The 21,553-nt window shown below is 63.0% G+C and carries 19 protein-coding genes and 3 tRNA genes; 12 read left to right on the top strand and 10 right to left on the bottom strand.

The window, feature by feature from the left end; all coding sequences use genetic code 11:
* The first annotated feature begins 263 nt into the window (after positions 1–263).
* Positions 264–1,652: a M20/M25/M40 family metallo-hydrolase gene (locus AC2FNA_RS14115; RefSeq protein ID WP_496827545.1), complete on the top strand. Its 1,389-nt coding sequence runs from the start codon at positions 264–266 to the stop codon at positions 1,650–1,652.
* Between the two features lie 210 nt (positions 1,653–1,862).
* Here AC2FNA_RS14115 and AC2FNA_RS14110 read toward each other — a convergent pair.
* From AC2FNA_RS14110 to AC2FNA_RS14095, 4 genes are all read right to left on the bottom strand, one after another.
* A tRNA-Asp gene (locus tag AC2FNA_RS14110) sits at positions 1,863–1,939 on the bottom strand.
* Positions 1,940–1,992: 53 nt separating this feature from the next.
* Positions 1,993–2,069: transfer RNA gene (locus AC2FNA_RS14105), tRNA-Asp, on the bottom strand.
* Positions 2,070–2,255: 186 nt separating this feature from the next.
* Positions 2,256–3,194 (bottom strand): pirin family protein, encoded by a 939-nt coding sequence (locus AC2FNA_RS14100; protein WP_496827543.1) that lies wholly within the window; start codon positions 3,192–3,194, stop codon positions 2,256–2,258.
* 99 nt (positions 3,195–3,293) lie between these two features.
* Positions 3,294–4,166, bottom strand: coding sequence for a MurR/RpiR family transcriptional regulator (locus tag AC2FNA_RS14095; RefSeq protein WP_496827541.1), 873 nt, complete (start codon positions 4,164–4,166; stop codon positions 3,294–3,296).
* A 95-nt stretch (positions 4,167–4,261) separates the two neighbouring features.
* On the opposite strand from AC2FNA_RS14095, the gene AC2FNA_RS14090 reads away from it, so the two are divergent.
* The 8 genes from AC2FNA_RS14090 to AC2FNA_RS14055 all read left to right on the top strand — a co-directional run bounded on the left by AC2FNA_RS14090 (position 4,262) and on the right by AC2FNA_RS14055 (position 13,004).
* Positions 4,262–5,056, top strand: coding sequence for an N-formylglutamate amidohydrolase (locus AC2FNA_RS14090; protein WP_496827539.1), 795 nt, complete (start codon positions 4,262–4,264; stop codon positions 5,054–5,056).
* Between the two features lie 16 nt (positions 5,057–5,072).
* A complete protein-coding gene (locus AC2FNA_RS14085) occupies positions 5,073–5,609 on the top strand; it encodes a TRAP transporter small permease subunit (protein WP_496827538.1) in 537 nt (178 codons plus the stop codon).
* Between the two features lies 1 nt (position 5,610).
* Entirely contained in the window at positions 5,611–6,936 is a 1,326-nt protein-coding gene (locus AC2FNA_RS14080) for a TRAP transporter large permease (RefSeq protein WP_496827536.1), read from the top strand.
* A 54-nt stretch (positions 6,937–6,990) separates the two neighbouring features.
* Positions 6,991–8,025: a TRAP transporter substrate-binding protein gene (locus tag AC2FNA_RS14075; RefSeq protein ID WP_234136248.1), complete on the top strand. Its 1,035-nt coding sequence runs from the start codon at positions 6,991–6,993 to the stop codon at positions 8,023–8,025.
* Between the two features lie 97 nt (positions 8,026–8,122).
* Complete coding sequence (locus AC2FNA_RS14070; RefSeq protein WP_496827534.1) at positions 8,123–9,478, top strand: glutamine synthetase family protein; 1,356 nt, start codon at positions 8,123–8,125, stop codon at positions 9,476–9,478.
* Positions 9,479–9,580: 102 nt separating this feature from the next.
* Positions 9,581–10,957, top strand: coding sequence for an aldehyde dehydrogenase family protein (locus AC2FNA_RS14065; protein ID WP_496827532.1), 1,377 nt, complete (start codon positions 9,581–9,583; stop codon positions 10,955–10,957).
* 5 nt (positions 10,958–10,962) lie between these two features.
* Positions 10,963–12,108 carry an iron-containing alcohol dehydrogenase gene (locus AC2FNA_RS14060; protein ID WP_496827530.1) on the top strand — a complete coding sequence of 382 codons (1,146 nt, stop codon included), beginning with the start codon at positions 10,963–10,965 and terminating at the stop codon, positions 12,106–12,108.
* Between the two features lie 176 nt (positions 12,109–12,284).
* Complete coding sequence (locus tag AC2FNA_RS14055; protein WP_496827528.1) at positions 12,285–13,004, top strand: porin; 720 nt, start codon at positions 12,285–12,287, stop codon at positions 13,002–13,004.
* An 82-nt stretch (positions 13,005–13,086) separates the two neighbouring features.
* Here the strand turns inward: AC2FNA_RS14055 and AC2FNA_RS14050 are convergent.
* The 6 genes from AC2FNA_RS14050 to tgt form a co-directional block, all read right to left on the bottom strand.
* Positions 13,087–13,161 (bottom strand) — tRNA-Val (locus tag AC2FNA_RS14050).
* A gap of 19 nt (positions 13,162–13,180) precedes the next feature.
* Entirely contained in the window at positions 13,181–13,684 is a 504-nt protein-coding gene (locus AC2FNA_RS14045) for an HU family DNA-binding protein (protein ID WP_496827526.1), read from the bottom strand.
* Between the two features lie 146 nt (positions 13,685–13,830).
* Positions 13,831–16,242: an endopeptidase La gene (gene lon / locus AC2FNA_RS14040; RefSeq protein WP_496827524.1), complete on the bottom strand. Its 2,412-nt coding sequence runs from the start codon at positions 16,240–16,242 to the stop codon at positions 13,831–13,833.
* A 260-nt stretch (positions 16,243–16,502) separates the two neighbouring features.
* A complete protein-coding gene (locus AC2FNA_RS14035; protein ID WP_496827522.1) occupies positions 16,503–17,072 on the bottom strand; it encodes a hypothetical protein in 570 nt (189 codons plus the stop codon).
* Positions 17,073–17,200: 128 nt separating this feature from the next.
* On the bottom strand, positions 17,201–18,277 hold the full coding sequence (locus tag AC2FNA_RS14030; RefSeq protein ID WP_496827520.1) for an alkene reductase: 1,077 nt from the start codon (positions 18,275–18,277) through the stop codon (positions 17,201–17,203).
* Positions 18,278–18,552: 275 nt separating this feature from the next.
* A complete protein-coding gene (tgt, locus tag AC2FNA_RS14025; RefSeq protein WP_496827518.1) occupies positions 18,553–19,683 on the bottom strand; it encodes a tRNA guanosine(34) transglycosylase Tgt in 1,131 nt (376 codons plus the stop codon).
* Between the two features lie 175 nt (positions 19,684–19,858).
* Between tgt and AC2FNA_RS14020 the strand changes: the two genes are divergently transcribed.
* The 3 genes from AC2FNA_RS14020 (at position 19,859) to AC2FNA_RS14010 (ending at position 21,527) form a co-directional block, all read left to right on the top strand.
* Complete coding sequence (locus AC2FNA_RS14020; RefSeq protein WP_496827516.1) at positions 19,859–20,749, top strand: SPFH domain-containing protein; 891 nt, start codon at positions 19,859–19,861, stop codon at positions 20,747–20,749.
* Positions 20,749–21,021: an NfeD family protein gene (locus AC2FNA_RS14015; RefSeq protein WP_496827514.1), complete on the top strand. Its 273-nt coding sequence runs from the start codon at positions 20,749–20,751 to the stop codon at positions 21,019–21,021. Before AC2FNA_RS14020 ends, AC2FNA_RS14015 begins: the two co-directional genes overlap by 1 nt.
* 143 nt (positions 21,022–21,164) lie before the next feature.
* Positions 21,165–21,527: an SUF system Fe-S cluster assembly protein gene (locus AC2FNA_RS14010; protein WP_234136237.1), complete on the top strand. Its 363-nt coding sequence runs from the start codon at positions 21,165–21,167 to the stop codon at positions 21,525–21,527.
* The last annotated feature ends 26 nt before the right edge of the window (positions 21,528–21,553 follow it).

Here is a 21,553-nt window from a genome sequence, read left to right as displayed (position 1 = left end):
CATTCGCGTTCGTGAATGGATATCTGCGGCGCATCATTTTTTCAACTGTTACATCCGGCCCCGATGTCGCAGCCTTGACTTGCGTCAATTAAACCGGCGGTTTCGCGGGGACAAGGCGCCCTGCGCCGCGATGGGCGTCAAAAACGGCAGCGGGCGACGCAAATCCCGGTTGCGGTTTCCCATGATGAACAGCGGCCACTGGACAGGGCGGGCGGTGCTGCTAGGCTCCGCGCCGAATATCCCGTTAGACAAGGAACCGCCCGATGTCCCTCGACGACGTCCTCTCGCGTATCGACACCGACCTGCCCGCCGCCATCGACCGACTGATGGAGCTGCTGCGCATCCCCTCGATCTCGACCGATCCTGCCTATGCCGAGGCCTGTGACCAGGCCGCCGACTGGCTGGTGGCCGATCTGGCCGGGATCGGCATTGCCGCCGAAAAGCGGGTCACGCCGGGCCGCCCGATGGTGGTGGGCCATGTGGCCGCTGATCATGACGACGCCCCGCATGTGCTGTTTTACGGCCATTACGATGTGCAGCCGGTCGACCCGCTGAACCTGTGGACCAGCCCGCCGTTCGAGCCGCAGATCGAGGACACCCCGAACGGGCGCGTGATCCGGGGCCGCGGGTCGTCGGACGACAAGGGCCAGTTGATGACCTTTGTCGAGGCCTGCCGCGCCTGGAAGGCGGTGCATGGCTCCCTGCCCTGCCGCATCACCTTCTTCTTCGAGGGCGAGGAGGAGAGCGGCTCTCCCTCGCTGGTGCCCTTCCTTCAGGCCAATGCCGAAGAGTTGAAGGCCGATATCGCGCTGGTCTGCGACACCTCGATGGTGTCGCGCGGGGTGCCCTCGATCGCCGCCCAGCTGCGCGGCATGCTCAAGGATGAATTCACCATCACCGGGCCGCGCATCGACCTGCATTCGGGCCATTACGGTGGCCCCGGCCTGAACCCGCTGCGCGAGCTGTCACGCATCGTGACCTCGTTCTATGACGAAGAGACGGGCCGCGTCGCGGTCGAAGGTTTCTACGAAGGCGTGCACGAAGTGCCCGCCGAGCAGCTGCAGCAATGGGAAAATTGCGGCTTTGACGAGGCCGAGTACCTCAACTCGGTCGGCTATAGCCAGGCGCATGGCGAACAGGGCTATTCGACGCTGGAACAGCAATGGGCGCGCCCGACGCTTGAGGTCAACGGGCTGTGGGGCGGCTATAACGGCGCTGGGTCCAAGACCGTGATCCCGGCCCAGGCCCATTGCAAGATCACCTGCCGGCTGGTCGGCGATCAGGACCCCGACAAGCTGCGCATCGCGATCCGCAAACATGTCGAGGCACAGCTCAGCCCCGATGCGGGGGTGATCTGGGACAACGATCTGGAGGGTTCGAAAGCCTCGGTAATGAATATCGCCCGCCCCGAGATGGAGGCCGCCCGCGGCGCGCTGTCTGACGAATGGGGCCGCGAGGCGGTGTTCACCGGCATGGGCGGCTCGATCCCGGTCGTGGGTTTTTTCAAATCGATCCTGGGGCTTGATTCGATGCTGGTGGGCTATGCCAATGACGATGACGCCATCCATTCGCCCAACGAGAAATACGATGTGGAAAGCTTTCACAAGGGTATCCGCTCTTGGGCGCGGATCCTGGATGCGTTGACCCGCTGATCAGCGCCACGTCCGGTGGGGCCGGCTTTGGTAAAGTCGGCCTCGACGATCCGGATCGATGGCTGGGCGCGTCGGGGTCGGACCCGCGAGAGCCCGCCCCGCCGCCAGAGACCGCAGCATGTCGGAACTCGGTTCTGATCAAACGGAATCGATGCAGCACATCACGGATTGATCGCTGTTTTTTTGGCAATGACTGAGATAGGGGAGAAGTGGCGCGGTTGACGGGGCTCGAACCCGCGACCCCCGGCGTGACAGGCCGGTACTCTAACCAACTGAGCTACAACCGCGCATTTTCTTGCCCTCCGGGCCGGTCCCGGAGCCTCCGGGAGGGGATCATCAGTGGCGCGGTTGACGGGGCTCGAACCCGCGACCCCCGGCGTGACAGGCCGGTACTCTAACCAACTGAGCTACAACCGCACACTGTGATCTTGCGTTCCCTGCGGAACGTTGGGGTGTATTATGGCGCGGCTCGGGCATCGTCAAGCGGGTTTCTCACTTTTTTGGGCGCGCGTCCGCAAAATGTCCGCGCCCGCACCGGAAGTCGCGCCAGCCCCCGTTTTGTTTCAAATATTTAGCCCTGAACTCGCATCTGCCCGGCCCCTGTCAGCGCGTCGGCAAGGGCGTGAATTCGCTCTCATCGCCCGGCGGCAGGCTGAACCGGCCATGGCGCCAATCGCCGGCGCGCCAAGCCTCTTTCGCAGCATCGATCCGCTCTTTCGAACTGGCCACGAAATTCCACCAGATATGGCGCGGCCCGCCCAGCGTGGCACCGCCCAGCAGCATCAGCCGTGCGCCCTGCGGACCCGCCTTCAGGCTCAGACGGTCACCGGGGCGGAACACCATCATCCGGCCCGCCTCGAATCCCTGTCCGGCGACCTCGACCGATCCTTGGGTGACATAGACGCCGCGATCCTCGTGATTGTCGGGCAGCGGCAGAGCCGCGCCGGGTTCAAGCTGCGCGTCGGCATAGAACATCTCGGACGTGGTTTCGACCGGCGCCGCGGCGCCCCAGGCATCGCCCAGAACCAGCCGCACCTGTTTCCCCTCTGCCTCGAGCAGCGGCAACGCGCTGGCGGGGGCATGTTCGAAGCTGGCGCCGGTCTCTTCCAGATGTTCGGGCAGCGCCACCCAGGTCTGGATGCCGAACATGCTGAGCGGCGCCTGACGCGCCGGACCATCGGTGCGTTCGGAATGGGTGACGCCATTGCCCGCTATCATCCAATTGACAGCACCCGGCTCGATCCACTGGTCGGTACCCAGGCTGTCGCGGTGATGCAGCCGCCCTTTGTAAAGATAGGTGACGGTGGCCAAGCCGATATGGGGATGCGGGCGCACGTCGATGCCCTGCCCGGTCAGGAACTCGGCCGGCCCCATCTGGTCGAAGAAGATGAACGGCCCGACCATCTGGCGGCGCGGCGCCGGCAGGGCGCGGCGCACCTCGAACCCGCCCAGATCGCGGGCACGCGGCACGATCACCGTTTCTATGGCGTCCACATCGTTGCCCAGGGGGATATCGGCATCCAGCAAGGGGTTCCAGCTCATCTCAGACCTCCGTTCGGTTGGGATGAGGCTAAGGTAGCATCTGAAACTAAATGCACAATTCTGAGAAATCTACGTCTTTATGTGCAAATTTGCACAATTTCAGGTGGGACTGCGGAACAGGCGGGTGGACGAGAACATCGCCTCCAGCTCCTCGATCCGTTCCTTGCTTTCTTCCCAGCGCGCGCCCTGCACTTCGGCAATCAGCGCCTCAACGATCAGTTGCAGCGCGATGGTGCTGTCCCAGCTCGACGGCGCCTCGACCAGCCCGTTGAAGGTCAGGTTTGCCACCCGCCCGATGGGCGAGCCCCATTGGTCGGTGAACAGGATGACCGTCACCCCCCGCTCGCTGGCGATCTGGGCCAGCTTTTCCAGATGCGCCTCGTAACGGCGGATGTCGAAGATCACCAGGACCGAGCTCTGATCCATGTCCAGCAGGTACTGCGGCCAGACATTGGCCGAATTGCCCAGCATGGTGACATTGGGCCGGATGATCTGCATGTGGTTATACAGATAATCCGCGTTCGAGCGGGTGATGCGCCCGCCCACTACGTAAAGCGGGCGTGCCGTATCGGCCAGAATCGCGGCGGCGCGGTCGAAGAGCGCGGTGTCGGTCCGCTCCAGCGTGTGGCGCATATTGGCCCAGACCACCTGTGCAAAGCGCATCAGCGGGTGTTCGGCGCCTTCGTCCACCACCCAGCCGTCGCGTTTCGAGATCGGCTTCTTGATCTGCGCCGCCACTTCCTCGCGCAGCGCGTCCTGAAGCGCGGGAAACCCGTCGAACCCCAGCTTGCGCGCCATGCGGATCACGGTAGGTGTCGAGACACCCGCGGCGCTGGCCAGCTTGGTGATCGATTGCAGCCCCCCCATCGGATAGTCCTGCAAAAGGATCGAGGCCAACTGACGTTCGGACCGGGTCAGGTGCTCGGTCTCGTCCTGAATGCGTTGTTTGACCAGTTTCGATGTGCCGGGCACGGGTCGCCCTTTGTTCTAGCGTTTGTTACAGGTTATCTGTTTCTGTAATCATGTCTACAGAAATTTTATTGACAGAGAGCTGAGGATTGTAACCAATGCTACACATGTCAAGCGATGCCGAATCTCCCATGCTGTCCGCAGTCGAAGGTCCGCCCGCGCGGGTGCTGAACGCCCGTGGCACAGGGTGCGCTGTGCTGGTGTGCGAACATGCCAGCCGGTTCATCCCTGCGGCGCTGTCGGGTCTGGGCCTGTCGCCCGAGGCGGCGCGCTCGCACGCGGCCTGGGATATCGGTGCCATGGATCTGGCGGTGGAACTGTCGGGCGCGCTGGATGGGCCGCTGGTCTATTCCCGTGTCAGCCGGTTGGTCTATGACTGCAATCGCCCACCCGAACGCGCCGATGCCATGCCCGCGCAAAGCGAGATTTACACCATCCCGGGCAATGCGAATCTGACTCCTGCCCAGCGCGCCCAACGCGCAGAGGCGGTCTATCATCCGTTCCGGCACTTGCTTGTCGAGACACTCGACGCGCGCTCCGCCCCACCGGTATTGATCACCCTGCACAGTTTCACCCCCGTTTATCAGGGACGCACGCGCAGTGTCGAACTGGGCATCCTGCATGACAGCGACGACCGCGCCGCCCGGCTGCTGCTGAAGGCCGCGCAGGGGTCGGGCCTCAAGGCCGCGCTGAACGAGCCCTATTCCGCCACCGACGGCGTAACCCATACCCTGCGCGAACATGCCATCGCGCGCGGATTGCCCAACGTGATGATCGAGGTCCGAAACGACCTGATCGACACGCCTTCGGGCGTCAACCGCATCACCGGGCTGTTGGCCCCGATGCTGGCCGGGATGATCGAAACGCTTGCACCCGCAGGGGCAGAGGCATGACCGGAGGCATCCCGAAATGACCGCGCTGCGCGCCTATATCCGCATCGTCGACCGGATGAACCGCTGGGTCGGGCGGCTGGTCATGTATGGTATCTTCGTGATGATGGCGATCCTGCTGTGGTCCAGCTTCTCCAAGGTCGGCAGCGATCTTGGCTTTGATATCAACCCCTCGCTCTGGACGCTGGAAATGGCGCAATTTGCCATGGTCGCCTATTACATCCTGGGCGGCCCCTATTCGATCCAGATGGGATCGAACGTGCGGATGGACCTGCTCTATGGTGAATGGTCGGACCGACGGAAGGCCTGGACCGACGCGATCACCGTTCTGTTCCTGATCTTCTATCTCGGCGTGCTGCTCTATGGCGGCTATGACAGCCTCAGCTATTCCTTCCAGTATGGCGAGCGCAGCCCGACCGCCTGGCGCCCGGTGCTGTGGCCGATCAAGACAATCATGTGCGCGGGCCTGTTTCTGATGCTGCTGCAAGCCCTGTCCGAACTGGCCAAGGACATTCTGCGGATCCGTGGCGAACATATCCCGCGCGAGGTGATCTGAGATGTCCTATGAACTGATCGCCATCCTGATGTTTTCCACCATGATGGTGATGCTGATGACCGGCCAGCGCGTGTTCGGCGCCATCGGCTTTGTCGCGGTGCTGGCCTCGCTGCTTCTGTGGGGCGACCGGGGCGGGTATGACATCGGCTTTTCGGCGGCGATGAAGCTGATGAAATGGTATCCGCTGCTGACCCTGCCGATGTTCATCTTCATGGGTTACGTGCTGTCGGAATCCAAGATCGCCGACGACCTCTACAAGATGTTCCATGTCTGGATGGGCGGGCTTAACGGCGGGCTGGCCATCGGCACCATCGGGCTGATGGTGCTGATCTCGGCAATGAACGGTCTGTCGGTGGCGGGCATGGCCATCGGTGCCACCATCGCCCTGCCCGAGCTTCTCAAACGCGGCTATGACAAGAAGATGGTCACGGGGGTGATCCAGGCCGGGTCCAGTCTGGGGATCCTGGTGCCCCCCTCGGTGGTGCTGGTGCTTTACGCGATGATCGCGCGCCAGCCGGTGGGCCAGCTTTGGCTGGCGGGCGTGGTGCCGGGCCTGATGATGGCGGCCATGTTCATCCTCTATATCGCGATCCGCTGCAAACTGAACCCGGCCCTTGGCCCGGCGCTGTCGGCCGAGGAACGTGACGTGCCGATGGGCGAGAAACTGCGCCTGTTGCGCGCGGGCCTGCTGCCGCTGGGTATTTTTGCCGCGATGATGGTGCCCTTTGTCAACGGCTGGACCTCGCTGGTGGAAAGCTCGGCCATCGGGGCGCTGACCGCCTTTCTGGCCGCCGTGCTCAAGGGCCGGATGAACCGTCAGGTGTTCGAGACCTCGGTCCGCTCCACCTTGGGTATCTCGTGCATGTTCATGTGGATCATCCTGGCCGCACTTGCGTTTGGCGCGGTGTTCGATGGCTTGGGCGCGGTGAAAGCGATCGAGGATCTGTTCACCGAGCGGTTGGGGCTGAACCCCTGGGTCATCCTGATCCTGATGCAGCTCAGCTTCATCATCATGGGTACCTTTCTGGACGATACCGCGATGCTGGTGATCGTGGCGCCGCTTTACGTGCCGCTGGTGGGTGCGCTGGGGTTTGACCTGATCTGGTACGGGGTGCTTTATACGATCACCACGCAAATCGCCTATATGACGCCGCCCTTTGGCTATAACCTGTTCCTGATGCGGGCAATGGCGCCGCCCGAGATCACCCTGCGCGACATCTATGGCTCGATCCTGCCTTTCGTGCTGGTGATGACCTTGGCGCTGGCGATCATCATGATCTTTCCGCAGATCGCGCTGTGGCTGCCCGAGACTGTCTACAACAAGTGATCCCGGAATGAACCGGGGCATCCAATCCACCCTTTTGCAATTGGGAGAGAACCGATGACCACAAGACGCAAGTTTATCACCACCGCCGCCGTCGGCGCGGCGGCCGCGCCGCTGGCCACCCCGGCGCTGGCGCAATCTACGATCAAATGGCGCATGCAGACCTATGCCGGCCCGGCACTGGCCGCCCATGTGATCGACCCGGCGATTGCCATGTTCAACAAGATCGCCGGCGATCGCATGCAGATCGAGCTGTTCTATGCCGATCAGCTGGTCCCCACCGGAGAGCTGTTCCGCGCCATGCAGCGCGGCACCATCGACGCGGTGCAATCGGATGACGACTCGATGGCCTCGCCCACCGAGGTCACCGTTTTCGGCGGCTATTTCCCCTTCGCCTCGCGCTACTCGCTGGACGTGCCGGTGCTGTTCAACCAGTACGGCCTGAACGAGATCTGGGACGCGGAATATTCCAAGGTCGGCGTCAAGCACATCAGCGCGGGCGCCTGGGACCCCTGCCATTTCGCCACCAAGGACCCGATCAACAGCCTGGCCGACCTGAACGGCAAGCGTGTCTTTACCTTCCCGACCGCGGGCCGCTTCCTGAGCCAGTTCGGTGTGGTGCCGGTCACCCTGCCGTGGGAGGATATCGAGGTCGCGGTACAGACCGGCGAGCTTGATGGCATCGCCTGGTCGGGCATCACCGAGGATTACACCGTCGGCTGGGCCGACGTGACCAACTATTTCCTGACCAACAACATCTCGGGCGCCTGGGCAGGTTCGTTCTTTGCCAATATGGACCGCTGGAACGAACTGCCCGAGGATCTGCAAACCCTGTTCCGGGTCTGCTGTGACCAGTCGCATTACTATCGCCAGTGGTGGTATTGGGGCGGCGAGGCAAGCCTGCGCGTCAATGGCACCAAGATGCAGCTCACCTCGATCCCGGATGCCGAATGGGCGCAGGTCGAAGAGGCGGCGGTCAAGTTCTGGGACGAGATCGCGGCGGAATCCGAGACCAAGGCCAAGGTTGTCGAGATCTTCAAGAAGTATAACGCCGACATGGCCAAGGCCGGACGGCCTTATCGCTACGGCTAAATCACAGACCCGGCCCGCCGCCCCTTGCGGCGGGCCGGTCCCCGCGACAGAATTTTCGACGAAAATTCTTGACCCCACCAAATCCAAAGGTCGTGACATGCTCACATTCGAAACGCTGAAAGCCCAGGTTGCCGCAGGCACCGTCGACACGGTTCTGGTCTGCCTGGTCGACATGCAGGGCCGCCTGATGGGCAAGCGGTTCCATGCGCAGAACTTCCTCGACAGCGCCTATGAGGAAACCCATTGCTGCAACTACCTGCTGGCCACCGATCTTGAGATGGCCACGCCGGACGGCTATCGCGCCACCTCGTGGCAGGCCGGTTATGGCGATTACGTGATGAAGCCCGACCTGAGCACACTGCGCCCCCTGCCCTGGCTCGAAGGCACGGTGATGGTGCTGTGCGACGTGCTGGATCACCACAGCCATGAACCGGTGCCGCATTCGCCGCGCCAGGTCCTGAAGGCGCAAATCGCCCGCGCCGAGGCGCTGGGGCTGACGCCGATGATGGCGACCGAGCTGGAATTCTTTCTGTTCGAGGGCACGTTCGACGAGATCCGCAAAACCGGCTATCGCAACCTGACCCCGATCTCGGGCTATAACGAGGATTACCATATCCTGCAGACCAGCAAGGAAGAGCATGTGATGCGCCCGCTGCGCAACCATCTCTTCGCCGCAGGCATCCCGGTCGAGAACACCAAGGGCGAGGCCGAGGCGGGTCAGGAAGAACTGAACATCCGCTATGCCGACGCGCTGGCCTGTGCCGATCACCACACGATCGCCAAACATGCCACCAAGGAGATCGCCCATCAGCACGGCCATGCGGCCAGCTTTCTCCCGAAATGGCACCATGACCGGGTTGGCAGCGCCAGCCATGTGCACCTGTCGCTGTGGCGCGGGTCGGAACCCGCCTTCTACGACAAGGATGCAGCCCACGGGCTGAGCGAGCTGGGCCGCCAGTTCTGCGCCGGGATGATCCGCTATGCGCCCGATTACACGTTCTTCCTGGCGCCCTATGTGAACAGCTACAAACGCTTCATGAAGGGCACGTTTGCGCCCACCAAGACCGTCTGGTCGGTGGACAACCGCACCGCCGGGTTCCGCATGTGCGCCGAAGGCACCAAGGGTGTACGGATGGAATGCCGCATCGGCGGCTCGGACCTGAACCCCTATCTGGCGCAGGCGGCCCTGCTGGCGGCGGGTCTGCAGGGGATTGAGGAGAAGCTGGAACTGGCGCCGCCCACCAGCGGCGATGTCTATGACAATGCCGAAGCCGGAGAGATCCCGCGCAGCCTGCGCGACGCGATCGGGACCTTGGGCGGGTCGGCCATGCTGCGGGCGGCGATGGGAGATTGGGTGATCGATCACTACACCCGCTGCGCCCAGTGGGAGCAGGAAGAATTCGACCGTGTGGTGACCGATTGGGAAATCGCGCGCGGTTTCGAGAAAGCCTGAAGCGGTGGGCAAATGGGGGGCCAGCCCCCCAAGCCCCCCGGAGTATTTTGAACCAGAAAGAAGACAGGGGTGGCTTATGCCCCCCGAAACTGGAGTTCGGTCATGACAAGAACCGTGCAATGCATCTCGCCGATCGACGGATCGGTCTATCTGGAGCGGCCCGCGGCCACGCGCGAGGCGGCCATGGACGCCGCCGAGCGCGCCCGCGCCGCGCAAGCCGCTTGGGCCGCGCGCCCCTTGGCCGAGCGCGTGGCGCTGGTGCTGGCGGCCGTGGCCGAGGTGGGCAAGACCACCGACCGCATGGCGGTGGAACTGGCCCATCAGATGGGCCGCCCCGTCCGCTATGGCGGCGAGTTCGGCGGTTTCAACGAGCGCGCCACCTATATGGCCGGGATCGCCGAGAGCGCGCTTGCGCCGCTGGTGATCGAGGACAGCGACGCCTTTCTGCGCAAGATCGAGCGCGAGCCCTTTGGTGTGGTGCTGGTGGTGGCGCCCTGGAATTATCCCTACATGACCGCGATCAACACAGTCGCGCCCGCGCTGATGGCGGGCAATACGGTGATCCTGAAACATGCCGCCCAAACCCTGCAGGTGGGCGAGCGGATGGCCGAGGCGTTTCATGCCGCGGGCATCCCCGAGGACGTGTTCCAGAACATCGTGCTGGACCACGACACCACCGCCGAGCTGATTTCCCGCCGCAAGGTGAATTTCGTCAATTTCACCGGATCGGTCCGGGGCGGTCAGGCGATGGAACGCGCCGCCGCCGGCACCTTCATCCCCGTCTCGACCGAGCTGGGTGGCAAGGATCCGGGCTATGTCCGGGCCGATGCCGATCTGGACGCCGCCGTCGAGACGCTGATCGACGGGGCCATGTTCAACTCGGGCCAGTGCTGTTGCGGGATCGAGCGGATCTATGTGCATGCGAGCCTGTTCAACGCCTTTGTCGACAAGGCGGTGGCGCTGGTAAAGGGTTACAAACTGGGCAATCCGCTGGACCCCGAGACCACGATCGGGCCGATGGCCAATGTGCGCTTTGCCCAGGTGGCGCGCGACCAGATCGAGGATGCCATCGCCAAGGGCGCGACCGCCCATATCGAACGGTTCGCGCAAGATGACGGCGGCGCCTATCTGACGCCGCAGATCCTGACCAATGTCACCCATGACATGGAGATCATGCGCGAAGAGACCTTCGGGCCCGTCGTGGGCATCATGCCGGTCGCCGATGACGAAGAGGCGATTGCGCTGATGAACGATTGCCAGTTCGGGCTGACCGCCTCGATCTGGACCCGCGACACCGCCCGCGCCGACGAGATCGGCAGGCGGCTGGAAACCGGCACCGTGTTCATGAACCGCTGCGATTACCTTGATCCCGCGCTTTGCTGGACCGGCTGCAAGGATACCGGCCGGGGCGCGGGCCTGTCCGTGCTGGGCTTTCACGCCCTGACCCGTCCCAAATCCTACCACCTGAAAAAGGCTTGAGGCCCATGAAACTTGTTGGAAACTGGTCCTATCCCACCACCATCCGCTTTGGTGCGGGGCGGATCGCCGAAATCGCCGAGGCCTGCAAGGCCGCCGGTATATCCAAGCCGCTGCTGGTCACCGACAAGGGGCTGGCCGCGATGGAGATCACCACCCGCACGCTGGACCTGATGGAGGCCGCGGGCCTGGGCCGGGCGATGTTTTCCGAGGTTGATCCCAACCCGACCGAGCGCAATGTCGAGGCCGGACTGAAAGTCTATCGCGAGGGCGGCTATGACGGGGTGATCGCCTTTGGCGGCGGCTCGGGGCTTGATCTGGGCAAGACGCTGGCCTTCATGGCAGGCCAGACCCGTCCGCTCTGGGATTTCGAGGATATCGGCGACTGGTGGACCCGCGCCGACCCGGCGGGCATTCACCCGATCGTCGCCGTGCCCACCACCGCCGGGACAGGATCGGAAGTGGGCCGCGCGGGCGTGATCACCAATTCGGAAACCCACGAGAAAAAGATCATCTTTCACCCGCTGATGCTGCCCAAGGTGGTGATCTGCGACCCGGAACTGACCGTGGGCATGCCGAAATTCATCACCGCAGGTACCGGGCTTGATGCCTTTGCCCATTGTGTCGAGGCCTATTGCTCGCCGCATTACCACCCGATGAGCCAGGGCATCGCGCTGGAAGGCATGCGGCTGGTCAAGGAATACCTGCCCCGCGCCTATGCCGACGGGTCGGACCTTGAGGCGCGCGCGCATATGATGTCAGCCGCCGCCATGGGCGCCACCGCCTTCCAGAAAGGGCTGGGCGCCATCCATGCGCTGTCGCACCCCATTGGCGCGCATCACCACACCCATCACGGCACCACCAACGCGGTCTGCATGCCGGCCGTGCTGCAATTCAACCGCCCCGCGGCCCAGGGCGTGCTGGCCGAGGCCGCCGCCTATCTGGGCATTGCGGGCGGGTTTGACGGGTTCGCGGCCTATGTCGACGAGTTGAACACCTCGCTCGGTATCCCCAAGACGCTGACCGATCTGGGCGTCACCAATCCCGATATCGACGTGCTGGTGCGTGACGCACTGAACGACCCCTCGACCGGCGGCAACCCCGTAGTGATGACTGCAGAGAATACACGTCCGCTTCTGGAATCGTTGTTCTGATAGTCTCGCCGGGCGGGGGTGCGAGGCCCCTGCCCGGCGGCACCGGCAGCGGCGCCAACTGGATTCCGCTCGCAGAATCAAAGACCTTTACCTGATTCGGCGCGATGTATATGATCGCAACAGAGAGCGCGCAAAGCGCCCGCGCATCCCAGCGCATCAGGCTAAGGAGCAGCAGCATGAAACTCCGCGTGGCAGCGGCGGTATTGGCGCTCGGCGTAAGCCCCGCCAGCCTTTCGGCACAGAGTATTGGTCTTGTCGGCGCCAATGTCGACATCAACCACTATCAGTTCACCAACAAATCCAAGGGCGCGCGTCAGGCGCTGCAAGGCTCTTTCGAGCTTGGTCTTGGCAGCTCTGTCGCAACCCAACTTGACGTTGGGTATTACAAGTTCGATCAGGTTGGCGGCAGCGGCCGCAGCGCCACGCTGCATGGTATCTACAAGTTCGGCTATGGCGGCGCGGTCGGCGGGTTCTGGGGCACCGAGGATGGTGGCGGCATCGACCGCAACTTCTACGGTCTCGAAGCCGCCTACGATTTCTCGGCCATTCGGCTGGAGGGTTATTTCTCGCGTGGCCGCGTGCAGGGGACCAACGCAACCCTGCTCGGCGGCAAGATAAGCAGCGACGTGGGCAGCGGTCCGCTCAGCCTGAACGCCAGCGTCGATTTCATGGACAACAAGACCGGTGCCAACATGACCCGCATGGCGATCGGCGCCGATTACGGGTTGGGAAGCGGCGTGAACCTGTATGGTGAGGTTGGTACCGGCAACGCCCGAGTGGCCAATTTCAGCAACAACGATGCCTTTGTCGGCATCGGCCTGCGCTTTGACCTGGGCGACCGGCCGGGCACCACCTTTGGTCGTCGCGCCCTGCTCGACCGCCTGCCGGGGCTGTGACCCCGGCAACATAAGCTTGTTAGCGTAACTATCCCTACCAAAACAAAAAACCGCCGGACCACTGCCCGGCGGCTTTGAAATCTGGTGGGTGATAAGAGATTTGAACTCCTGACATCTTCGATGTGAACGAAGCGCTCTACCACTGAGCTAATCACCCGTGAGGCAGGCTTTTAGCGTTACTCGGCAGCCTCTGCAAGAGGGTCCGCATCAAGTTTTTCCACTTCTTCCTCTGCATGGGTGCTGCGGCGCAATTTGCAGATGATCACCTGCCCGTTGCCCTTGTCGGTCGAGCGGTTCACCTTGAGCTTGCCAAGCGGCTGGAGGTTCAGATCGCGTTCTTCCGAAATCGCCTCGCCCATGATCGCCAGCATCGCCTCGACGGCGGGTTTGACATATTTCTTCTTCACGTCGGACCGGGCGACAACCAGATCGATCAGCTCGCGCTTGCGCAACTCGTTTCCGTTATCCTGATCCTCGGCTTCGTCGGCGCGCACCACGCGGGGCAGCGGCGTATCAAGCGCTTCGGCGGCCTCGACAGATTCGATCTCGGGGTCTACCGGCTCCGTTTCGGCAGCGGCGGTCTTTTCCTTTGCGGTGGCGGTGCCGGAGGTGGAACGTGTGCTGCGGCGCGTGGTGGTCTTGCGTGCTGTGGTCGTCGTCCGTGTACTGCGTTTTACCATATTGGTGCCCCGTTGTTTTGTTTTCGGAAGCTTAGCTATTTGTTTCCGATCTGGCTACATTCACTCACAAAATAGTTGAAATCAGGTGTCCGGATACAACAAGGGCGGGCCAAAAGGCCCGCCCTTGTCAGCAAGTGCAAACTCGTTCAGTGCGCCGTGGCCGAGGCGCCTTCGCCACCCGGAAGCGCCGATTTGGCGGCGGCGGCCTCTTCCTCGGCGGCCTCGTCCCATTCAATCGCTTCGGGCTGGCGAACAAGCGCGTGTTTCAGCACCTCGGACACATGCGCGACAGGGATGATCGTCAGCCCCTCCTTCACGTTGTCGGGGATCTCGCGCAGGTCTTTTTCGTTCTCGGCCGGGATCAGCACGGTCTTGACGCCGCCGCGCAGGGCGGCGAGCAGCTTCTCCTTCAGCCCGCCGATGGCCAGCACATTGCCGCGCAGTGTGACCTCACCCGTCATGGCGATGTCCTTGCGCACGGGCGTCTGGGTCAGCACAGACACGATCGAGGTGACCATGGCGATACCGGCGCTGGGGCCGTCCTTGGGCGTGGCGCCTTCGGGAACGTGCACGTGGATATCCCAGCGATCCAGCCGGGGCGGCTTTACACCGATGGCCGGGGCGATCGAGCGCACGTAGGACGCCGCCGCGTCGATCGACTCCTTCATCACCTCGCCCAGCTTGCCGGTGGTCTTCATCCGGCCCTTGCCCGGCAGGCGCAGCGCCTCGATCGACAACAGGTCGCCGCCTACGCTGGTCCAGGCCAGACCGGTGACGACACCCACCTGATCGTCCTTCTCGGCCAGACCGAACCTGAACCGGCGCACACCCAGGAAATCCTCCAAATTCTCGGGCGTTACCGAGACCTTTTCTGCGTCTTTCTTGAGGATCTTCGTCAGCGCCTTGCGGCAGATCTTGGCCACTTCGCGTTCCAGGTTCCGCACCCCCGCCTCGCGGGTGTAATAGCGGATGATGTCGGTCAGCGCCGCGTCGGACAGATCGAACTCCTTGGCACGCAGACCGTGGTTCTTGGTCTGCTTCGGCAGCAGGTGGCGCTTGGCAATCTCGCGCTTTTCATCCTCGGTATAGCCCGCCAGCGGAATGATCTCCATCCGGTCCAGCAGCGGTCCGGGCATGTTGTAGCTGTTCGACGTGGTCAGGAACATCACGTTCGAGAGGTCATATTCTACCTCGAGATAATGATCCATGAAGGTGTTGTTCTGTTCCGGGTCCAGTACCTCGAGCATCGCGCTTGCCGGGTCGCCCCGGAAATCCTGCCCCATCTTGTCGATCTCGTCGAGCAGGATGAGCGGATTGGTGGTTTTCGCCTTTTTCAGCGCCTGGATGATCTTGCCCGGCATCGAACCGATATAGGTCCGGCGGTGGCCGCGGATCTCGCTCTCGTCACGTACGCCACCCAGCGAGATGCGGATGAACTCGCGCCCCGTTGCCCGGGCGACCGATTTGCCCAGCGAGGTCTTGCCCACACCCGGAGGGCCGACAAGGCACAGGATCGGCCCCTTCAACTTGGCCGAGCGCTGTTGCACCGCCAGATACTCGACGATGCGCTCCTTGACCTTTTCCAGCCCATAGTGATCGGCATCCAGCACGCCCTCGGCGCGGCCCAGATCCTTTTTCACGCGGGATTTGACGCCCCACGGGATCGACAGCAGCCAGTCGAGATAGTTACGCACGACCGTGGCCTCGGCCGACATGGGCGACATGTTCTTGAGCTTCTTCAGCTCGGCCTCGGCTTTTTCACGCGCCTCTTTCGACAGCTTGGTGGCGGCGATCTTCTCTTCCAGCTCGGCAATCTCGCCGGCACCTTCTTCGCCATCGCCCAGCTCACGCTGGATCGCCTTCATCTGTTCGTTGAGGTAGTATTCGCGCTGGGTCTTCTCCATCTGGGATTTGACCCGGGTCTTGATCTTCTTCTCGACCTGCAGAACGCTCATCTCGCCCTGCATCAGGCCATAGACCTTTTCCAGCCGCTCGCTGACGCTGAGCGTTTCCAACAGGTCCTGTTTCTGTCCAACCTCGATGCCCAGGTGGCCCGCGACCAGATCGGCCAGCTTGGCGGGCTCGGTGGTCTCGCCAACAGCGGCCAGCGCCTCTTCGGGAATGTTCTTGCGCACCTTGGCATAGCGCTCGAATTCATCGCCCACGGTGCGGATCAGCGCCTGAGTGGTGGTGACATCGCCAGGGATCTCGGTCAGATATTCGGCACGCGCCTCGAAAAAGACGTCGTTTTCCAAGAAGGCGGTGATCTTGACCCGTGCCTGCCCCTCGACCAGCACCTTGACGGTGCCATCGGGCAGTTTCAGCAGTTGCAGCACATTGGCCAGCACGCCGGTGCGGTAAATACCGTCACTGTCCGGGTCGTCGATACCGGGATCGATCTGGCTCGACAGCAGGATCTGCTTGTCTTCCTGCATCACCTCTTCCAGCGCCCGCACCGATTTCTCGCGGCCGACAAAAAGCGGCACGATCATATGCGGGAACACCACGATGTCGCGCAGCGGCAGGACGGGGTAAGAGGCGTTCAGAGGCTCTTGCATAATCTATCCTTATCATTGGCAAGATGGCACCGGTCCCTGTCTCAGGCGACCCCCGGCCATCTCCTGTCTCGGGCTGATAAGGTGGGGTGAGTCCCCGTCCATTTCAACCAGACCCGTAAATTGGTGCCGCGCACAATGACGCGACTGCCAGCGGACCGCAAGTCTGCAAAACCACCGCCGCAGCGGATTCCTGCGGGACGGCGGGCGGGGCGATCTGCGCCGGGGCGCAGGAGCGCCGGACCGTCGCCCCGCCCGGCCCCTCAGTTGCGCAGGAAGCTGACCAAGCGGCGCGCATGGGTCTCGGTCCCGTCCTTGCCGCGCCCCTGTACGGTCAGCACACCGCCCATCCGGTCCTCGTCCAGTACCGCCAAGTGCACATGCAGCCACAGATGGGTGCCCTCCTCGTCAATCCGTTCCTGGTCGAATTCCAGCCGCAGCATCCCAACGCTGCCGCAATCGGGGACCAGCCCCAGCCTGTCGAAATCGAGATATTGCTGCGCGCCATCAACCGGGACCGGTGCAATGCCGGTTTCGGGATCGGCCAGCCGTATCTCGGCCTCGCCGAACTGCGCCATGTCGGCATAGACGGTGCCGTCGCGGTACAACATCGCCATGATCTGGTGACCCGCGCGCGGCATCGGCAGCTTCATCTCGTTGGCACCCATCTTCATCATCATCAGACCGGGTCCGTTATGCGCCTGCCAGGCGCCGTCCAGCAGCGGCGCCACCAGATCGGCATAATGTTCCGCGCTCAGCGCGCAACCATCCAGTTCGGCGGCGCCAACCATTCCGCCCCAAATACACATCACCGCAGATACCAGTCGCTTCACGGCAATCTCCTTTGTTTTCAAATAAATGCAGAGCGCAGAAAGCGATGTATCCAGAACCGTTTCAAGTCCGGCAAACCTGACCTTTTGCCCCTGGCCGCCCGATGGGCGGCCAAAGGGAGCGGCCTGTTTCAGGCCGTCTGCAACACCGGATAGTCGGTATAGCCTTCGTCGCCGCCGCCGTAATAGGTGGCGGTATCGCCTGCATTCAGCGGCGCGTCGGCAGTCAAGCGCTCGACCAGGTCGGGATTGGCAATGTACGGCCGGCCAAAGGCCACCAGATCCACCGCGTCGATCCGGGTCCGTTCCAGTGCGCTGGCGCGGTCATAGCCATTGTTGCCCATGTAGGTGCCGCTCCAGAGCTGGCGCAGATCGTCGAACGCCCCTTCGCGGACACCGCCGGTCTGACCTTCGACCATGTGCAGATAGGCCAGCCCATAGGTATCCAGTCGTTCGATCACCGGCGTATAGGTGGCGATCGGGTTGCTGTCAGAGATGCCGTTCACATCCGAGAAGGGCGACAGGCGGATGCCGACATGGCCCGCATCCCAGGCGCCCACAACGGCATCGACGACTTCGAACAGGAACCGGGCGCGGTTCTCGACCGACCCGCCATAGGCGTCCTGCCGCCGGTTGCTGCCATCCTTGAGGAACTGCTCGACCAGATAGCCGTTGGCCGCATGGATCTCGACCCCGTCGAACCCGGCCTCGCGCGCGCAACGGGTGGCATGGGCGTAATCGGCCACAACACGGGCGATCTCATCCGTCTCCAACGCGCGCGGCTCCGATGTGTTTTCGAACCCGGCATGGGTAAAGGTCTTTGCCTTGGCCGCAATCGCCGAGGCCGAAACCGGCGCCTGCCCGTCCGGCAAAAGCGATGTGTGCGAGATCCGCCCAACATGCCAGAGCTGGATCACGATCTTGCCACCCCTTGCATGGACCGCATCGGTCACCTTGCGCCAGGCGGCCACCTGTTCGGGCGTATGGATGCCCGGCGTCTGGATATAGCCCTTGCCCTCGGCGCTGATCTGCGCGCCCTCGGTGATCAGCAGCCCGGCGCTGGCGCGCTGGGCGTAGTATTCCGCGTGCCGGTCGAACACGACACCAGTTGTGTCATCGGCCCGGTTCCGCGTCAGCGGTGCCATCACGACCCGGTTCTTCAACGCGATATTGCCGGCCTTGTGGGGGGAAAAGAGTGTCTCGGTCATCGTGGGTTCTCCTGTGTTCGTCCGGTAGCGGCGATGGTCAGCGCAGCCGGTGCAGCCCCAACTATGCCCTCGGCGCCGATCCGCAAGGGCAGACAGTTCGGGCAGGTCCGGACGAAAGAGAAGAACATCTGCCGATTGCGGCCAGCGCCGGGCCTTTGTTCCAAGCCCGAACGGGCAGGAACATCTTCCCGCCCGAGCAGCAAAATACGGGATAACGTTTTCTTCACAACTCTGACATGTCGCAAACGCAAAGCTACAAAGCTGGGTGTCGCGAGTCAGAGCGGTTCGATATCACCTTGCGCCCGGCCCGCGTGAAAATCGGCCTCCCAAGCGGCAAAAGTGCCCGCCGCAATCGCCTCTCGCATGCCCGCCATGATTTCCTGGTAATAATGCAGGTTGTGCCAAGTCAGTAGCATCGAGCTGATGATCTCCTGACTGCGGAACACGTGATGCAGATAGGCGCGGCTATAGTTGCGGCAGGCCGGACAGGTGCAGGCCTCGTCCAGCGGGCGCGGGTCGTCCATGTGGCGCGCATTCTTGATGTTCAGAACCCCGTGCCGGGTGAACACCTGTCCCGTGCGACCAGAGCGCGACGGTAGCACACAATCCATCATGTCGATGCCGCGCTTGACGGCGCCGACGATATCGTCGGGCTTGCCCACCCCCATCAGGTATCGCGGCTTGTCTTCGGGCAGGAAGCCGGGCGCATAATCGAGACAGCCAAACATCGCCGACTGACCCTCGCCCACAGCGAGACCGCCCACCGCATAGCCCTCGAACCCGATCGCCTTCAACGCCTCGGCGCTCTCCTCGCGCAGATCCTGCTCCAACCCGCCCTGCATGATACCAAAGAGCGCATGCCCCGGCCGGTCGCCAAACGCCGCGCGCGAGCGTTCCGCCCAGCGCATTGAAAGCCGCATGCTTTCGGCGATCCGGTCGCGGTCGGCGGGCAGCGCCGGGCATTCATCGAAACACATCACGATGTCACTGCCCAACAGCCGCTGGATCTCCATCGAGCGCTCCGGGGTCAGCTCGTGCTTGGACCCGTCGATATGGGATTTGAAGGTCACGCCCTTTTCGGTCAGCTTGCGCAAACCTGCCAGCGACATGACCTGAAACCCGCCGCTGTCGGTCAGGATCGGCCGCTCCCAGTTCATGAACTTGTGCAGGCCGCCCAACCGGTCGATCCGCTCGGCCGTGGGCCGCAGCATCAGGTGATAGGTGTTGCCCAACAGGATATCGGCCCCGGTCGCGCGCACGCTCTCGGGCATCATCGCCTTGACCGTCGCCGCCGTGCCCACCGGCATGAAGGCCGGTGTGCGCACCTCACCGCGCGGCGTCTGGATAACGCCGGTACGCGCCTTGCCATCCTTGGCATGCAGGTCAAAAGAGAAACGCTCGCTCATCTCATCCTCGCGGCTCGGGTCAACCGGGCAGGCTTTGCCCCAAGCGCGCCGGCAATGCAAGCCGCGCGCCCGCTTTCCCCTTTGCACGGCGGGCGATACAGACCATACCTATGTTGAATGGCGGCATCATCCGCCCCATATGTATACCATAGTACACAAATATCAGGGATACAGCATGACCGAAGAGCAGATCATCGGCCTTTTCAGCCAGAACATCGTCTTTCTTGCTGCCGCGATCTTTATCATCGTGGTCATTCTCAAGGGCATCCGCATCGTCCCGCAATCCGAGAAATTCGTGGTCGAACGCTTTGGGCGGCTGCATGCGGTGCTGGGGCCGGGCATCAACTTCATCGTGCCTTTCCTCGATGTGGTCCGCCACAAGATCTCGATCCTCGAACGCCAGCTCCCTACCGCCAGCCAGGACGCGATCACCAAGGACAACGTGCTGGTTCAGGTCGACACATCGGTGTTCTACCGCATCACCGAGCCGGAAAAGACTGTCTATCGCATCCGCGACGTGGACGGTGCCATCTCGACCACCGTGGCCGGGATCGTGCGGGCCGAGATCGGCAAGATGGACCTGGACGAGGTGCAATCGAACCGGGCGCAGCTGATTTCCACCATAAAGGCCTCGGTCGAGGACGCGGTGGACGATTGGGGGATCGAGGTCACACGGGCCGAGATCCTGGATGTGAACCTGGATCAGGCCACCCGCGACGCCATGCTGCAGCAGCTCAACGCCGAACGCGAACGCCGCGCCCAGGTGACCAAGGCCGAAGGCGCCAAGCGCGCGGTCGAGCTCAACGCCGATGCCGAGCTCTATGCCGCCGAACAGACCGCCAAGGCCCGCCGCATCCAGGCCGAGGCCGAGGCCTATGCGACCGAGGTCGTGGCCCGCGCCATCGCCGCGCACGGGCTGGAGGCCGCGCAATACCAGGTGGCGCTGAAACAGGTCGAGGCACTGAACGCTTTGGGCAATGGCGCCGGGAAACAAACCATCATCCTGCCCGCCAACGCGCTCGAAGCCTTTGGTGACGCCTTCAAGCTGCTGAAAGGGGGCAAATGATGATTGACGCGCTCTGGTCGGTCTGGTGGCTCTGGCTTGCCGGTGCGCTGGTGCTGGGCGTGGTCGAGATGCTGCTGCCCGGCTTCATCTTTCTGGGCTTCGCCATCGGCGCGGCGCTGACCGGGCTGATGCTGCTGGCAGTGACGCCGTCGCTGCCGCTGCTGCTGTTGATCTTCGCCGCGCTGTCGCTGGCCGCATGGCTGCTGCTCAGGCACAGGTTTTCCCTGCCCTCAGGCCAGGTGAAAACCTTTAAGGACGATATCAACGGCTGAGGCGGATCTGTTTTCCGGCAAGGAAAACAGGTCGGAAAAATTCAATTTTTCCGGCCCCCGCCCAGCAACAAGGGGTGCCCTGCCTCTGGACGCCCCCGGCCCCATTCCCTATATAATCGCTCAGGTAACAAGCCGAGGACCAGATGACCCACGCGACAGAACCCATGGAAGGCGCGCCACTGATTGCGCCCTCTTCCGTCGACCACGACCTGTACGAGCCGGTGGTCGAGGCCTGCCGCACGGTCTATGACCCCGAAATCCCGGTCAACATCTTCGAGCTTGGTCTGATTTATACCGTCGAGATCTCAGGCGAGAACGAGGTGCGGGTTATCATGACCCTGACCGCGCCCGGCTGCCCGGTGGCGGGCGAAATGCCCGGCTGGGTCGCGGCAGCGGTCGAAAGCGTGCCTGGTGTCAAATCGGTCGAGGTCGAAATGACCTGGGATCCGCCTTGGGGCATGGAGATGATGTCGGACGAGGCGCGGCTGGAACTGGGCTTCATGTGATCGGCGCGGGGCGGTTTTCCACAGAC

The organism is Ruegeria sp. YKSD163 (genome assembly GCF_059612905.1).
The sequence above is the reverse complement of the archived record's forward strand: the minus strand, read 5'-3'. Positions and strand labels throughout refer to the sequence as shown.

Bases quoted from the DNA above. Each gene is read 5' to 3' on its own strand.
- AC2FNA_RS14115 (WP_496827545.1), top strand. From the start codon at position 264: ATGTCCCTCGACGACGTCCTCTCGCGTATCGACACCGACCTGCCCGCC.
- AC2FNA_RS14100 (WP_496827543.1), bottom strand. From the start codon at position 3,194: ATGAGCTGGAACCCCTTGCTGGATGCCGATATCCCCCTGGGCAACGAT.
- AC2FNA_RS14090 (WP_496827539.1), top strand. From the start codon at position 4,262: ATGCTACACATGTCAAGCGATGCCGAATCTCCCATGCTGTCCGCAGTC.
- AC2FNA_RS14085 (WP_496827538.1), top strand. From the start codon at position 5,073: ATGACCGCGCTGCGCGCCTATATCCGCATCGTCGACCGGATGAACCGC.
- AC2FNA_RS14080 (WP_496827536.1), top strand. From the start codon at position 5,611: ATGTCCTATGAACTGATCGCCATCCTGATGTTTTCCACCATGATGGTG.
- AC2FNA_RS14075 (WP_234136248.1), top strand. From the start codon at position 6,991: ATGACCACAAGACGCAAGTTTATCACCACCGCCGCCGTCGGCGCGGCG.
- AC2FNA_RS14070 (WP_496827534.1), top strand. From the start codon at position 8,123: ATGCTCACATTCGAAACGCTGAAAGCCCAGGTTGCCGCAGGCACCGTC.
- AC2FNA_RS14065 (WP_496827532.1), top strand. From the start codon at position 9,581: ATGACAAGAACCGTGCAATGCATCTCGCCGATCGACGGATCGGTCTAT.
- AC2FNA_RS14060 (WP_496827530.1), top strand. From the start codon at position 10,963: ATGAAACTTGTTGGAAACTGGTCCTATCCCACCACCATCCGCTTTGGT.
- AC2FNA_RS14055 (WP_496827528.1), top strand. From the start codon at position 12,285: ATGAAACTCCGCGTGGCAGCGGCGGTATTGGCGCTCGGCGTAAGCCCC.
- AC2FNA_RS14045 (WP_496827526.1), bottom strand. From the start codon at position 13,684: ATGGTAAAACGCAGTACACGGACGACGACCACAGCACGCAAGACCACC.
- lon (WP_496827524.1), bottom strand. From the start codon at position 16,242: ATGCAAGAGCCTCTGAACGCCTCTTACCCCGTCCTGCCGCTGCGCGAC.
- AC2FNA_RS14030 (WP_496827520.1), bottom strand. From the start codon at position 18,277: ATGACCGAGACACTCTTTTCCCCCCACAAGGCCGGCAATATCGCGTTG.
- tgt (WP_496827518.1), bottom strand. From the start codon at position 19,683: ATGAGCGAGCGTTTCTCTTTTGACCTGCATGCCAAGGATGGCAAGGCG.
- AC2FNA_RS14020 (WP_496827516.1), top strand. From the start codon at position 19,859: ATGACCGAAGAGCAGATCATCGGCCTTTTCAGCCAGAACATCGTCTTT.
- AC2FNA_RS14015 (WP_496827514.1), top strand. From the start codon at position 20,749: ATGATTGACGCGCTCTGGTCGGTCTGGTGGCTCTGGCTTGCCGGTGCG.
- AC2FNA_RS14010 (WP_234136237.1), top strand. From the start codon at position 21,165: ATGACCCACGCGACAGAACCCATGGAAGGCGCGCCACTGATTGCGCCC.